At 69.7% G+C, this 13,548-nt stretch carries 13 protein-coding genes; 1 reads left to right on the top strand and 12 read right to left on the bottom strand.

Annotated elements, in window-relative coordinates:
- Nucleotides 1-3: 3 nt before the first annotated feature.
- Nucleotides 4-1,557, bottom strand: a complete 1,554-nt coding sequence (locus ABT092_RS26455; RefSeq protein WP_351248127.1) for an MDR family MFS transporter — start codon at nucleotides 1,555-1,557, stop codon at nucleotides 4-6.
- A 185-nt stretch (nucleotides 1,558-1,742) separates the two neighbouring features.
- Here ABT092_RS26455 and ABT092_RS26450 point away from each other — a divergent pair, with 185 nt between their 5' ends.
- On the top strand, nucleotides 1,743-2,321 hold the full coding sequence (locus tag ABT092_RS26450) for a TetR/AcrR family transcriptional regulator (protein WP_351248125.1): 579 nt from the start codon (nucleotides 1,743-1,745) through the stop codon (nucleotides 2,319-2,321).
- 57 nt (nucleotides 2,322-2,378) lie between these two features.
- On the opposite strand, the gene ABT092_RS26445 is transcribed toward ABT092_RS26450, so the two are convergent.
- From ABT092_RS26445 to ABT092_RS26395, 11 genes are all read right to left on the bottom strand, one after another.
- Nucleotides 2,379-3,551 (bottom strand): nucleotide disphospho-sugar-binding domain-containing protein, encoded by a 1,173-nt coding sequence (locus ABT092_RS26445; protein WP_351248123.1) that lies wholly within the window; start codon nucleotides 3,549-3,551, stop codon nucleotides 2,379-2,381.
- Between the two features lie 90 nt (nucleotides 3,552-3,641).
- Nucleotides 3,642-4,058, bottom strand: coding sequence for a cobalamin B12-binding domain-containing protein (locus ABT092_RS26440; RefSeq protein WP_351248121.1), 417 nt, complete (start codon nucleotides 4,056-4,058; stop codon nucleotides 3,642-3,644).
- A gap of 80 nt (nucleotides 4,059-4,138) precedes the next feature.
- Nucleotides 4,139-5,260: a glycosyltransferase gene (locus ABT092_RS26435; RefSeq protein WP_351248119.1), complete on the bottom strand. Its 1,122-nt coding sequence runs from the start codon at nucleotides 5,258-5,260 to the stop codon at nucleotides 4,139-4,141.
- A 43-nt stretch (nucleotides 5,261-5,303) separates the two neighbouring features.
- Nucleotides 5,304-5,624: a VOC family protein gene (locus tag ABT092_RS26430; protein ID WP_351248117.1), complete on the bottom strand. Its 321-nt coding sequence runs from the start codon at nucleotides 5,622-5,624 to the stop codon at nucleotides 5,304-5,306.
- Nucleotides 5,625-5,666: 42 nt separating this feature from the next.
- Nucleotides 5,667-6,428: an SDR family oxidoreductase gene (locus ABT092_RS26425; protein WP_502968508.1), complete on the bottom strand. Its 762-nt coding sequence runs from the start codon at nucleotides 6,426-6,428 to the stop codon at nucleotides 5,667-5,669.
- A gap of 384 nt (nucleotides 6,429-6,812) precedes the next feature.
- Complete coding sequence (locus ABT092_RS26420) at nucleotides 6,813-7,781, bottom strand: Gfo/Idh/MocA family protein (protein WP_351248115.1); 969 nt, start codon at nucleotides 7,779-7,781, stop codon at nucleotides 6,813-6,815.
- Nucleotides 7,781-9,187, bottom strand: a complete 1,407-nt coding sequence (locus tag ABT092_RS26415; RefSeq protein ID WP_351248113.1) for an NDP-hexose 2,3-dehydratase family protein — start codon at nucleotides 9,185-9,187, stop codon at nucleotides 7,781-7,783. Before ABT092_RS26415 ends, ABT092_RS26420 begins: the two co-directional genes overlap by 1 nt.
- A 36-nt stretch (nucleotides 9,188-9,223) precedes the next feature.
- Entirely contained in the window at nucleotides 9,224-9,985 is a 762-nt protein-coding gene (locus ABT092_RS26410; RefSeq protein ID WP_351248111.1) for an NAD-dependent epimerase/dehydratase family protein, read from the bottom strand.
- Nucleotides 9,982-11,286 (bottom strand): lipopolysaccharide biosynthesis protein RfbH, encoded by a 1,305-nt coding sequence (gene rfbH, locus ABT092_RS26405; RefSeq protein WP_351248109.1) that lies wholly within the window; start codon nucleotides 11,284-11,286, stop codon nucleotides 9,982-9,984. Before rfbH ends, ABT092_RS26410 begins: the two co-directional genes overlap by 4 nt.
- Before the next feature lie 83 nt (nucleotides 11,287-11,369).
- Entirely contained in the window at nucleotides 11,370-12,350 is a 981-nt protein-coding gene (gene rfbB / locus ABT092_RS26400) for a dTDP-glucose 4,6-dehydratase (protein ID WP_351248107.1), read from the bottom strand.
- Complete coding sequence (locus tag ABT092_RS26395; protein WP_351248105.1) at nucleotides 12,347-13,414, bottom strand: glucose-1-phosphate thymidylyltransferase; 1,068 nt, start codon at nucleotides 13,412-13,414, stop codon at nucleotides 12,347-12,349. The genes rfbB and ABT092_RS26395 overlap by 4 nt, the downstream gene beginning before the upstream one ends.
- Nucleotides 13,415-13,548 lie beyond the last annotated feature (134 nt).

Below are 13,548 nucleotides of genomic sequence, written 5' to 3'. Positions count from 1 at the left end.
AGCTCAGCCGGCGGCGCCGACCTGGTCGGCCGGAGGGGTCACGAGCGGGGCCGGGGCGGGCTTCGGCCTGGCCTTGATGAACCACGAGGCGGCGAACGCGGCCGCGGCCACCGTCGAGACGGCCAGGAAGGCCCACTGCGTGCCCTCGGCGACGGCCTTCTCGTACGCCTCGCGCACCGGTTCCGGCAGCTTCAGCAGGCTCTCCGCGCTCAGCCTGTCGAGGTCACGTTCCACGACGCCGCTCTCGGCGCCCATGCCCGCGGTGATCCGGCCGTTGAAGATGATGCCGGCGAGCGAGACGCCGAAGGCGCCGCCGATGGTCCGGGTGAGCGTGACCGTGGAGGAGGCCACGCCCAAGTCCTTCATCTCGACGCTCTCCATCGACACGGAGAGGGTCACCTGCATGAGCAGGCCGAGGCCGACCCCGAAGATCACCATGTAGACGCCGGTTTCCAGGCGTCCGGTGGTGGTGTCCATCCAGGAGAGCAGGAGGATGCCGGCCAGGAGGAGGGTGCCGCCGGCGACCGCGTACAGCTTGAAGCTGCCCTGCTTGGCGATGGCCTGGCCGCCGAACGCGTTCGCACCGACCATGCCGAGCAGGAGCGGGAGCATGAGCAGTCCGCCGCTGGAGGCGGAGGCACCCTGCACGGCCTGCTGGTAGATGGGCAGGAAGGTCAGCGCGGCGACCATCACGAACCCGTAGAGGAAGGAGATGGCGTTGGCCCAGCTGAAGTTGGCGCTGCGGAAGACGGTCAGCGGCAGTACGGGGGCGACCGCGCGGCGCTCCACGGCGGGCAGGGCGAGGGTCCCGGCCACGGCGACCGCGATCAGGCCCATGATCACCGGCGAGGACCAGTCGTACTGCGTACCGCCCCACGTGGTGAGCAGCACTAGCGAGGTGATCACCGCAGCGAGCAGCACGGCGCCCAGGTAGTCGATGGGAGCCGGGGAGCGCCGCTTGGGCAGCTTCAGCGCCACGGCGACGGTGATGAAGGCGGCAAGGCCGAACGGCACGTTGATGTAGAAGCAGTAGCGCCAGCCCAGGTGCTCGGTGAGGAACCCGCCGGCCAACGGGCCGCCGACCATCGCGACGCCCATGACGGCCGACGACATGGCCTGGAACTTGCCGCGCTTCTGCGGGGTGAGCAGCTCGCCGATGAGGGAGAGCGCACCGACCATCAGACCTCCGGCGCCGAGGCCCTGTAGCACCCGGAAGCCGATGAGCTGGCCCATGGACTGGGCGAGGCCCGACACCATGGAGCCGACGAGGAAGAGGGCGATCGACGCGAGGAACACCCCCTTGCGGCCGTACATGTCGCCGAGCTTGCCCCAGACGGGGGTCGAAGCGGCGGTCGCGAGCATGTACGCGGAGGCCACCCACGAGAGGTGCTCGAAGCCGCCCAACTCGCCGACGAGGGTCGGCATGGCGGTGCTCAGGACGAGGCTGTCGAGCGCCGCGAGCAGCATCGCCACCATGGCGGCCATCAGCACGGCGAACAGACGGCGACTCGACGGTGCCACGACGGCCGCCCCTCCCGTGGTGGGGTCGTGCGACATGGTCTACTCCCTTGATCAAGTCGGGCGGGCCGGACGACCTGGGCCGGAGGTACGGCGGTGCGGCCGAACGGCCTCACTTACCAACCGCACGGTAAGTGAATACGATGGAGAAGCTAAAGGCACTACTTACCGGCCGTCAAGTAGAATCGTTCTCCAGGGCGGTCGACGCGGCACAGGAGGAACCCATGGGCGGCACACCACACGTGCGCGGAGCCAACACCCGCGACAAGATCCAGTCCGTCGCCGTCGACCTCTTCGCCGAGCGCGGCTACGAGAAGACGTCGATGCGCGAGATCGCCGAACGTCTCGGCATCACCAAGGCGGCGCTCTACTACCACTTCAAGGCCAAGGAAGAGATCCTCGTGGCGATCTCCGAGGGCCTCACCGGTCCCGTCGACGAGCTGGTCGCATGGGCGCAGACACAGCCTCGGACCCTGGAGACCAAGCGCGAAGTGCTGCGCCGCTACAGCGAGGTGCTCGTGGGCGCCGCCCCGCTCTTCCGCATCATGCAGGAGAGCGGGGCGGCACTCCGCACCCTCGGGATCGGCCAGACCCTCAACGACCGGATCGCCGCCGTCGGTGAGCTGATGCACCAGCAGGGCGCCTCCGTCCGCACCCAGGTCCGCATCTCCGACGCCCTGGCCAGTGTGCACTTCGGCGCCTTCTCCCTGTCGGCGATCGAGGGCGACCCGGAGGAGAAGCGGAAGGCACTGCTCGAATCCGCGCTGGAGACCTTGGACTCGTCGGCCGAGGAAGCCTCGTGAACGCAGGTCCTGAACCGGGTTCGGGACCGTGACGTCACGCGGCGGGACACCACCGTCTCAGCCGGCCGCGACCAGTTCTTCCAGGTCGGTCACGACCCGGGACGGGGCGGGCATCGCGGCGATCTCCTCGCCCAGCTCCCCCGCCGCCCTCGCGTAGGCGGGGTCGCCGAGGAGCGTGGCCACCGCCTCGCGCACCGGTTCCGGCTCGTCCTGCCTCTCGACACCCTCGATGGTGATGCCCGCGCCCACCCGGGCCAGGGCGTCGCCGTGCCAGAACTGGTCAGCCAGCTGGGGCAGGACGAGCTGCGGCAGGCCGAAGACGCTCGCGGTCATCGCGGTGCCCGAGCCGCCGTGGTGGATGACGGCGCGGCAGGAGCCGAGCAGCAGGTGCAGCGGGACGGGATCGATGACGCGCACGTTGCCGGGGACCTCACCGAGCGCCTCGCGGTACTCCTCCTCCACGGTCGCGAGCACCTCGGTGTCCGGCAGTGCGCCGAGCGCGTCCAGGATGTTCCGCATGAGCGGGACGCCGTTGTACGCGAGGGTGCGCCCGCCCAGGGAGACGGCGACCCGCCGGGCCGTGCCACGCCTCCGGGCATCGAGCCGGAGCCACTCGGGCAGTCGGCCGTTGCCGTTGAACGGCACGTAGCGCATCGGGGTCCCGGGAGTCGTGCCGGCCAGTTGCAGGCTGGGCGGGCACGGATCGAGCAGGACGGCCGGGCGCGGAAGGCCGGTCAGACCCCGCTCCGCGAGGACGTCCTCGAACCACCTCCCGCCCGCGCCGCGTACCTGGTCCGAGAGGGGGTCGACACCCCAGCGCTGCTGCACCACGGGGACGCCGAGTTCCTCCCCCACGATCAGCGAGATGAACTCGATTGGGTCGGAAAGGACCATGTCGGGTCCGAAGTCGCGGGCCAGCTCCAGGTACGCCGGCAGCACGTCCAGCGTCGGGGGCATCCACAGGGAGCCGACGTTGGAGAGTTGGTCCAGGGCCGGCCTGCCCCAGAACTCCAAGGGCCTCTTGCCGCCGAGACGTTCGAGCAGCCTGTCGTCGATGTCGAGCCGGTCACCGATGCTCACGGCGTTCAGGCCCGCTGCCGCGGCCGCGCCGCAGACGTCCTCGCGGCCGAGCACCAACACCTCGTGCCCTGCGGCGCGCAGCGCCCACGCGAGCGGGACCAGCGGGGTGAGATGAGTGGAAACGGGGGTGTTGATCATGAGGACGCGCATCGTCGTCTCCTGCCGATCCTGCCGGGGTGAAGTGAGGGAGATGCGTTGCTCCCCGCGAGGGCAGCGGGGCCGCCGCGGGGAGCAACGCCGTCAGACGCCGGACGCGTCACGGACGTGGTCGCGCACCCACGCCGCCGCATCCCTCGGGGGCGTGCCGGCGGAGAAGACCTCCGTGACGCCGCGCTCCTTGAGCACCGCGATGTCGGCCGTCGGGATGATGCCGCCGCCGATCACGGTCACCGGCCCGACGCCCTGCTCGGAGAGGAGGTCGAGCACTCCGCCGAAGAGCGCCTCGTGCTCGCCCAGCAGGCTCGAAATGCAGATGACCCGGGCGCCCTCGCTGACGAGGGTGGCCACCAGGCCGGCCGGGCTCTGGTCGTCGCCGGCCTGGACGACCTCAAGGCCCGCCTCGGTGAAGGCGTCGACGAGGGGCGGCGGTGCTGCGGAGCCCCTCCCTCCCGCCCCGGGTTTGGCCATCACCACGCGGATCGGACTCAACTCGCCCATGCCATGCTCCACTTCTCGTTCCGATCGGTCTCTGCCTCGGGCGCCCGACGGCACCACCGGCCTGTTCGCGGTGCGGAGCCTCAGACCAGACGCTCCAAGGCTTCCACCACTTCGGCGGGCAGCGGCAGCGCCGCGATCTCCGCGGAGAGTGCCCGTGCCCGCTCGCCGTACGAGGGGTTGCCGATCAGCTCCCGGCATCCCTCGTGGACGGCCTCGGGGGTGTTCTCGTCGGCGGTGATGGCCGCTCCGAAGTCGGAGATGCGCAGCCCCGCCTCGACGAAGTTGCCGCCCTGCGGCACGATCAGCTGTGGGACACCCGCGTTCATCGCCGTCAGGGCGGTGACCCCGCCCGCGTGGTGCACGACCACGTCACAGGTCGACACCACCACGTCGAGCGGCACCCAGCCGGCCCGTACGCCGGGCAGTTCGGCCCTCAACTCCTCCGCGACCTCGTCCAGCGTCGCGATGACCACCTCGGCGTCGAGCCCGGCCATGGCGGCGACCAGCCCCCGCAGGAACCCGGTCTTCTTCGCGAACACCAACCGGCTGCCCGAGGTGATGAGGACCCGCGGCCGATCGCCCTTGGTGTACATCCACGGTTCGAGCTGCCGCTGCCCGTTGGCCGGGACCCAGCGCATCATCTGGGCGACCGGTGCGTCAGCGGGGCGCAGGCTCGGCGGACAGATGTCGACGAAGAGGTCCGGATCGGGCAGCCTGTCGAGCCCCAATGCCGTGAGTTCCGGCTGGAGTTCCTCGCTCGCGGCGGGGTCCGTGCGCCAGGCGTCGCCGGTGTCCCACGCCTGCCGCACGTGAGGAACACCGAGCTCGGCGGCGATCAACGCGGCGGCGAAGGACATCGAACCGCCGACCACCACGTCGGGGCGCCAGTTCGCGGCGAGCTCCCGCAGCGCGTCCATGCTGCCTGCGGCCATCCGCCCGAACCAGTGCCCCGCGAAGTCCAGCTCTTCCTCCGGGGTCTCGGGCATCCTGACCGGATTTCCCATCCGGTCCATGGTGGCGTACCGCCGGATCGAGGACGGTGCGATGGAAAGCGCCGGAATCCCTGCTGACGCGATGTACGGAACCATGTCCTCCACAGCACCCATGAACACGTCGTGTCCCGCGTTGCGCGCCGCGGTAGCGAGTGGTGCGAGGGCGAAGACCGTCGCGGGGCTGCCACTCGCGACGAAGAGGATCTTCACGGATACTCCCTGCTGTTTCTGGATGATGAAGTGAAGGTCGAATTCAGTCGATAATCAGGACGGTATTGCCGTCCGGGTCCTTCACGAAGAACCTCCGCATGTCGGAATGCTTTTCGATCTCCGTAGGGCCGGCGCCCTTCAACTCTTCCCGGGCAGGACCCAGTTCAGCCCCGGTGAACGCGATGGCCATGGTGTCGCCACCGGTGTCACCGCCCAGGACGAGTTCACCGCCGGAGCCGGTGTCCAGCACGATCCACCCGTCCCCTTCCTTCACCGTCGCCATTTTCATACGGCCCTGGTAGAACGATTTCATTTCTTCGAAGTTGTCGCACTTGATCAGAACGGCGGACAGCGACCCGAACATGACGGCACCTTCCCTCTCTTCGAATTCGACCGTCTTCGATGCTCAGCCGAGCAGCGTGCCGCCGCTGGCATCGATGAAGGCGCCGGTGATCCAGCGGGCGTCCTCGGACGCCAAGAAGGCCACCACATCGGCGACGGCGGCCGGCTCCGCGACCTCTCCGAAGGTGCTGAGCTGTGACAGCGTCTCGCGGACCTGGGGAATCTGGAACAGTGCGCTGCCGTTGTCCGTGCTGCCGGGAGCCACGCTGTTGACGGTGATCCGCCTCTCGCCCAGATGCCGGGAGAAGTGCAGCGCGATCTGTTCAAGGGCACCCTTGGTCATTCCGTACGTCACCTGGTCCGGGCTCGCGACCCGGGTGAGACCGGAGGTGATGTTGATGATGCGGCCGCCGTCAGGAATGATCGGAAGGGCACGCTGCACGATGAAGAGGGGCGCCTTGGCGTTGACTGCAATCATGCGGTCGAAAACCTCGGGCGTGACCTCTTCCGGCGCCCCCATGGCCATCACGCCGGCATTGTTGACCAAAATATCCAGATTGACCGTTCCGGCGCGCTCCTTGAGGCCGGACTCAAGACCTTCGAAAAGCACGTCAACATCGCCGGGAACGCCGAGCTCTGCCTTGACGGAAAAGGCTCGGCCGCCGTCCTTCTCGATGGACTCGACGACCTCCGCGGCCTCATCGGCCCCGGTTGAATAGTGCACGACGACGAGGGCGCCCGCACTTCCGAGCTTTTGGGCGATAGCCCGACCGATGCCTCGACTCGACCCCGTGACCAGCGCGGTTTTTCCGGTGAGGTTGCCCATGACTGTTTCTCCTGTCGGTGATGGAAAGCGTCCCGGAAAGCCCCACGGGGAAAGTCGGTTCGGTGGAGACTGGTGACCAGCTTCTTCGGCCGCGCACCTCAAGGCAATGCCGTTCACCGGGAATTGACTTTGAGCGAACCGCACTCTGACACACGAGGTGCGCGACGATGGGGCGCGAGCGGGCAGCCGGGGCAGCGGCGTCACACCTCAGACGGGCACTCCTCGCGGACGGGAGTGCCCACCCACCCGTGCGGCGGGCCCGTCCCGTCTCCCGTGCCACCAGCGCCCGGCGGTGCCGGAACGCGCCGGGCGGGTGGAGCCGCAGCGCGCCCGCCCCCGGTGCGTCGGCCCCGCGACCGCCCATCCTCGGTAGCGGCAGGCCCGTCACGACCGGCCCGGCAGCGCGCGCTCGCGCAGCTCGTGCAGCAACTCCGCCTGGCGCAGGCACACCGGATCTGGCACCGCACCGTCGTGCACCGCCGCGGCGAACGCCCGCAGGGTGGCGGCCACCTGGTCCTCGGGGTGCAGCGAGATCTCCTCGACCCCGCCGGGGCATTCGACCCGGATCAGGGGCTGGTGGTCGGCGGGCGGCGTGAAGGCCCGTTCCACGGTGATCCGTCCCCGGCTCCCCCAGATCTCGTAGGCGGAACGGTAGCCGTGGTCGAGCCCGAACGTCAGCTGGACGCCGACGCCTTCGGGGGTGCGTAACAGCGCCGCGCCTGCGGTGTCCACGCTCCGGCCGGGTCCTTCGACGAGGGTGGCGCCGAGCACTTCGAGGTCCTCGCCGAGGACGTGCAGGGCGGCGCGCAGCGGATAGACGCCGGTGTCCCACAGCGCGCCGCCCCCGAGCTCGTGGTCGTACCGGATGTCGTCGTCGGGCAGCCGCGGAACGGTGAAGGCCGCGTGGAAGGCGCGCGGCTCGCCGATCGTGCCGTCCGACACGAGTCCCCGTACGACGTCGTGCTGGGAGTGATGGACGAACATGACGTTCTCCATCAGGGCGAGCCCCGAGTCCTGCGCCAGGGCGACCAGTCGGCGGCTCTCGGCCAGGGACGTGGTGAGCGGCTTCTCGGCGAGTACGTGCTTGCCCGCCCGCAGGGCGGCCTCGGTCCACCGCGCGTGCAGCGCGGCGGGCAGCGGGACGTACACCGCGTCGACGTCGTCCTGCCCGAGGAGCTCGGCGTACCCGGTCACGGGTCGGGCGCCGAACCGCCCCGCCAGCTCGCGGGCCCTGTCGGTGTCGCGACTGGCGACGGCGGCGACGGTGATGCCGGGCTCCGCGGCCATGGCGGGGAGCATGCGGCGGCGTGCGATGTCCGCGCAGCCGAGGACCCCGATCCGCACGGTCCTCATCAGGAGCGCACCGCCGTCGCGTTGAGGCAGGCGAGCAGGGTCCGGGCCTGGACGTTCACGTAGTGGCCGTGTCGCACCAGGGAGGTGAGCTGGGCCGGGGTGACCCACTGGAAGCCGGCAGGCGGGTCCAACGGGGCCTGCTCCTCGTCGGCCTCGATCAGGAGGTACCGGCTCTCCGCGTTGAGGAAGCGGCCGCCCTCCTCCGAGTGAACGGCTTCGTACTGGATGCGGGCCGGGTCGGCGTCGAGGACCAGGTCGAGGAAGGGCGGCCGGTCCCCGCCGGTCAGGTGCACGTAGTTGTCCGGCGTGTACTGGACGGTGGGGCCGAGCTCCACGGTGTCGAGGAAGCCGCCCTCCACGCGCGCGTGCACCAGGACGTGCGGCACACCGCCGATCCGCCGGGTCAGGAAGGCGGTGACGCCCAGGCCGAGGGGCTCGAACAGGGGCTGGGTCCAGCCGGTGACCTCGCGGTTGCCCGCCTCCACGGAGACTGCCACGACGCGGAAGTACCGGCCCCCTTCGTGATCGATGGTCGACCGGCCGCGGACCCAACCGGGGAGCTCGTGGAGCGGTACGCGCTCGGCGCGCACGTCCTGCCGGGAGCGCTCGGCGGTGAACCACGAGACGAGTTCGGTGTCCGAGAGCAGGGCACCCGCTCCGTCGTCGGAGAACGGCGCGCAGGCGAGAACCGTGCGCGAGTCCATGTTCACGACGTTGTCGCGGTGCAGCAGCTCGCCGATCTGGCCGAGGGTGAGCCAGCAGAAGTCGTCGTCGAGCGGTACCTCGCCCAGTGCCTCGACGATCATGTTGCGGTTGCTCTTGTGGAAGAACCACGATCCGTGCTCGGACTGCAGCACGTCGGCGATGACCCGACCGCGGCCGGGCCGGGTGAAGTGCTCGATGTACTTCACGTCGGCGCCCTGGTGGACCTTGGTGTAGTTGCTCCGGGTGGCCTGGACGGTCGGCGAGAGCTGTAGCAGGTTGCGGTTGCCGGGTTCCATCTTGGCCTGCATGAGGAAGTGCAGGACCCCGTCGAACTCCTTGACGAGGATCCCGAGGATCCCGACCTCGGGCTGCTTGATGATGGGCTGGTACCACTCGCGCTGCGGCCCCTCGTCACGGGTGACGTGCAGTCCCTCGACGGAGAAGAACCGACCGCTGCGGTGCACGAGGTTGCCGGTGGTGTCGTCGAAGGACCAACCGTCGAGCTGGTGGAAGGGGATCCGCTCCACCGTGAACCGGTGGGCCCTGCCTCGTTCTTCGAGCCACTGCGGGAAGTCCTCGGTGCGCAGGACCGCACCCGCGGTGGTGGCGGCCGACGCGGAGACGCGTTCGGCGACCGAGGGATCGTGGCGCGGCCGGAGCCGGCCGGTGCCGGATCCGCTCCTGACGAGGGAGGAAAGCATGTGGGTGACTCCTCTGATCGGAGGGGTGTGCGGGACTCAGACCCCGGACGGTGCGCCCTCCGACGCGAGGAACGCGTCGAGGACCTGGCGGTAGTAGGAGGGGCCGAAGTCCATCGCGGCGGTCTCCTGGACGAGGGAGCGCAGTTTGTCGATGGCGATGACGTGCTGGGCACCCGCTTCCTGGTACTCCCTGCGCACCCGCAGGCCGAGCCGCTCCTCCAGGTGGTCGACGATCTGCCCCACGGGGACCGCCACGCCCGAGGCGACGTTGACGATCTCGCCGCGCAGGCCCTGTGCGAGCAGCCGGTCGATGACGGTGACGACGTCGCGTACGTCGATCAGGTCACGTGCCGCGTCACGCTGCACGCGCACCTCACCACCGCGCATCTGTCGGATCAGGGCGGGGATCAGCTGGTGCGCGGGCTGACCAGGACCGACGAGGTGGCCGAGGCGCAGGATCAGGTGATCGGCTCCGCTCTCCCGCAGCTGCCGTTCCAGGGCCAACTTGTGCGCGCCGTACGGGGTGCAGGGCACGACGGGACTGTCCTCGCGCCCCGGCCCGGCCACGGCGCCGTACATGCCGGTGGCCGCGGTGGAGAAGAAGAGCAGGCGCCGTCCGGTGGCGCGGCACCGGACGGCGACATCGGCGAGCAGCGCGGCCTCACGGGCGAAGTCGGCGTCGGAGGTGCCGCTCGCCCAGGAGACGCCGGCCGCCATGGCGACGGTGTCCGGGTGGCGGTGCGCGTACGGGCGCAGGTTTCTGGCGAGGAAGCCGTTGCCCACGATCTCCATGGTCATCCGCGGTCCCCCACGAATTCCTTCACGGAGGAGACGACGTAGTCGAGCATCTCGTCGGTCAGACCGGGGTAGACGCCGACCCAGAAGGTCTGCTCCGTGATGATGTCGCTGTTGTCCAGGTTGCCGACGACCCGGTGGGGCTGGTCGATGTAGGCGGGGTGCCGGGTGAGGTTGCCGGCGAAGAGTCGCCGGGTGCCGATCTTGCGGCCCTCCAGGAAGTCCACCAGTTCGGCGCGCTGGAAGGGGGCGTCCGGACTGACGGTGAGCACGAAGCCGAACCAGCTCGGGTCGCTGCGCGGCGTCGCCTCGGGCAGCAGCAGGTGCGGAACGCCCTCCAGACCGTCGCGCAGCCGACGCCAGTTGCGCTTGCGCGCCGCGACGAAGTCGTCGAGCTTGGCGAGCTGGGTGAGGCCGAGTGCTGCTTGCAGGTCGGTGGCCTTCAGGTTGTAACCGACGTGCGAGAAGATGTACTTGTGGTCGTAGCCCGCCGGCAGGGTGCCCATCTGGTAGGTGAAGCGCTTGAGGCACTTGTCGTTCTCGCCCGGCTCGCACCAGCAGTCACGGCCCCAGTCGCGCAGGGACTCGACGATCCGGGCGAGCGCCAGGTTCGAGGTGAGGACGCACCCGCCCTCGCCCATGGTGAGGTGGTGGGCCGGGTAGAAGCTGACGGTGGTCAGGTCGCCGAAGGTGCCGGTGAGTTCGCCCTCGTACGTCGAGCCGACCGCGTCGCAGTTGTCCTCGATGAGGAACAGGTCGTGCTCGGTGGCGAGTTGGGCGACCTCGGCGACCTCGAAGGGGTTGCCGAGCGCGTGCGCGATGATGATCGCCCGGGTCTTGGGGCCGATGGCCTGGGCGACGCGGTCCGCAGTCGTGTTGTAGGTGCCGAGTTCGACGTCGACGAAGACCGGGATCAGACCGTTCTGCAGGATCGGGTTGACCGTGGTGGGGAAGCCCGCCGCCACGGTGATGACCTCGTCGCCGGGCCGCAGCCGGTGGTCCTCCAGGAGGGGCGAGGTCAGGGCCGCCGTCGCGAGCAGGTTCGCGGACGAGCCGGAGTTGGCCAGATGGGCCTTGCGTCGCTTCATCTTGCGGGCGAAGGACGATTCGAACTTGCGTGAGCTGCGGCCGGCCGCGATGCGCATCTCCAGGGCGGCCTCGACGAGGGCGACCCGGTCCTCCTCGTCGAGCACGGCACCTGACGGCCAGATCTCGGTGGTGCCGGGCACGAACACGTCGTCGCCCCGGGCTTCCTGGTGGTACCTGCGGACCTCGTCGAGCACGAGTTCCTTGTGCACGCTCATGGGTTTCCTCCGTGGCAGCCGGTGGTGGGCCCCGTCCGTTCCGTGCCGTCGGTCGGCAACCGGCGGCGTGGAGCAGGCGGCTTTCATCCCTGCTTGTTGTGCTTGGTGCCCTTCCACCAGCCAGGGTTGTCGTTGTACCAGGCGACGGTGTCGGCGAGGCCCTGCTCGAAGGAGATGCGCGGGGCGTAACCGAGCTCTTCGCGGATCTTCGAGTCGTCGAGGGAGTAACGCAGGTCGTGGGCCTTGCGGTCGGGGACGCGGCGGACCTTGGCCCAGTCCTGTCCGGTCAGGGCGAGGAGGCGCTCGGTGATGGCCCGGTTGGTCCGCTCGTTGCCACCGCCGACGTGGTAGACCTCGCCGGCCCGGCCCTCGTTGAGGACGAGGTCGATCGCACGGCAGTGGTCGTCGACGTGCAGCCACTCGCGGATGTTTCCGCCGTCGCCGTAGAGCGGCACCTGCTTGCCCTCCAGCAGGTTGGTGACGAACAGCGGAATGAGCTTCTCCGGGTGTTGGTACGGGCCGTAGTTGTTGGAGCACCGCGTGAGGGAGAGGTTCAGGCCGTGGGTGCGCCAGTAGGACCGTGCCAGCAGGTCGGACGCGGCCTTGGAAGCGGAGTACGGGGAGTTGGGCGCCAGCGGCCACTCCTCGGTCCAGGATCCCTCCTCGATGGAGCCGTAGACCTCGTCGGTGGAGACGTGGACGACGCGCTTGACCCGGGTGGCGAGCACCGCGTCGAGCAGTCGCTGGGTTCCCGTGACGTTGGTGCGGACGAACGCCTCGGCGGACTCCAGGGAGCGGTCCACGTGCGACTCGGCGGCGAAGTGGACGACCGCGTCGTGTCCCGGCAGCAGCTCGTGCAGCAGCTCGGTGTCGCAGATGTCGCCCCGGACGAAGGTCAGGCGCTCGTGCGCCTCGGGCAGGTTGTCGCGGTTGCCGGCGTAGGTGAGCTTGTCGAGGACGGTGACGTGGGCGCCCTTCCACTCCTCGTAGCCGTCGTTCAGGAGGGAGCGCACGTAGTGCGAGCCGATGAAGCCCGCGCCACCGGTGATCAGGATCTTCTTCATGCCGTTACCTCGACTCGGGTGTGGTCACCGACGACGAGCCGGTGATGACGGGTGCTCCGGTCGGAAGGACCGACCGAGGCGGAGCGCCCGATGACGGAGCTGTGCAGGTCGCGGACGTGGGAGATGGCGGCGCCGTCCAGTGCGATGGAGTACTCGATGCTTGTGCAGGTCAGCCGGACGTCCCGGCCGATGGAGGTGTGCGGGCCGATGCGGCTGTCCGTCACCACCGATCCGGCGCCGATCACGACGGGGCCCTCGATGCGGGAGCCGATGACCTTGGCTCCCGCCTCCACCACGACCGCGCCGACGAGGGTGCTGGCCGCGTCGACCTCGCCCTCGGTGGCCGGCTTCAGGTCGTCGAGGAGCTTCCGGTTGCACTCCAGGACGTCCTCGATGCGACCGGTGTCCTTCCAGTAGCCCGTGTACTCGCTGGCCTTGACCTCGGCACCGTGGGCGACGAGCCACTGGATGGCGTCGGTGATCTCCAGTTCGCCGCGCGCGCTGGGCTCGATGGCGGCGACGGCCTCGTGGATCGCCGAGGTGAAGAAGTAGACCCCGATGAGCGCGAGATCGCTCTTGGGCTCCTGCGGCTTCTCCACCAGGCGTTCGACCCTGCCGTCCGCGGCCAGCTCGGCGACTCCGAAGGCACGCGGGTCCGACACCTTGTGGACCACGACCTGAGCCACCGGACGACCGGCCGTGAACTCGTCGGCGATCCGTTCCACGCCTTCGGGCAGCATGTTGTCGCCGAGGTACATGACGAAGTCGTCGTCGCCGAGGAACGGCCGGGCGAGCTCCACGCAGTGGGCGAGACCGAGCGGTGCCTCCTGGGGGATGTAGGTGATCTCCACTCCGAGCGCGGAGCCGTCGCCGATGGCCGCCCGGATCTGCTCGGCGCGGTCACCGACGATGACGCCGATCTCCGTCACGCCGAGGTCCCTGACGCTTCGCAGGACGTGCTCCAGGACCGGCTTGTTCGCGATCGGTATGAGCTGCTTCGGCATCGAGTGGCTGAAGGGGCGCAGCCGGGTTCCCGACCCGCCCGACAGGACCAGAGCCTTCATGTCGTTTCCTTTGCTGGTGTGTGCTGACGAGGGGGCGCGGCCGGCGTCCCGCGGTCACGTGCGCCAGCTGCGGGGACGGGGGGCGCCGGGCGCCCGCGGGGGGGGCGGGCGGCGGAGGCCCCCAACCGGGCACC

It is taken from the genome of Streptomyces sp. NPDC002490 (genome assembly GCF_040296045.1).
In the GTDB taxonomy this organism is placed as follows: domain Bacteria; phylum Actinomycetota; class Actinomycetes; order Streptomycetales; family Streptomycetaceae; genus Streptomyces.
The sequence above is the reverse complement of the archived record's forward strand: the minus strand, read 5'-3'. Positions and strand labels throughout refer to the sequence as shown.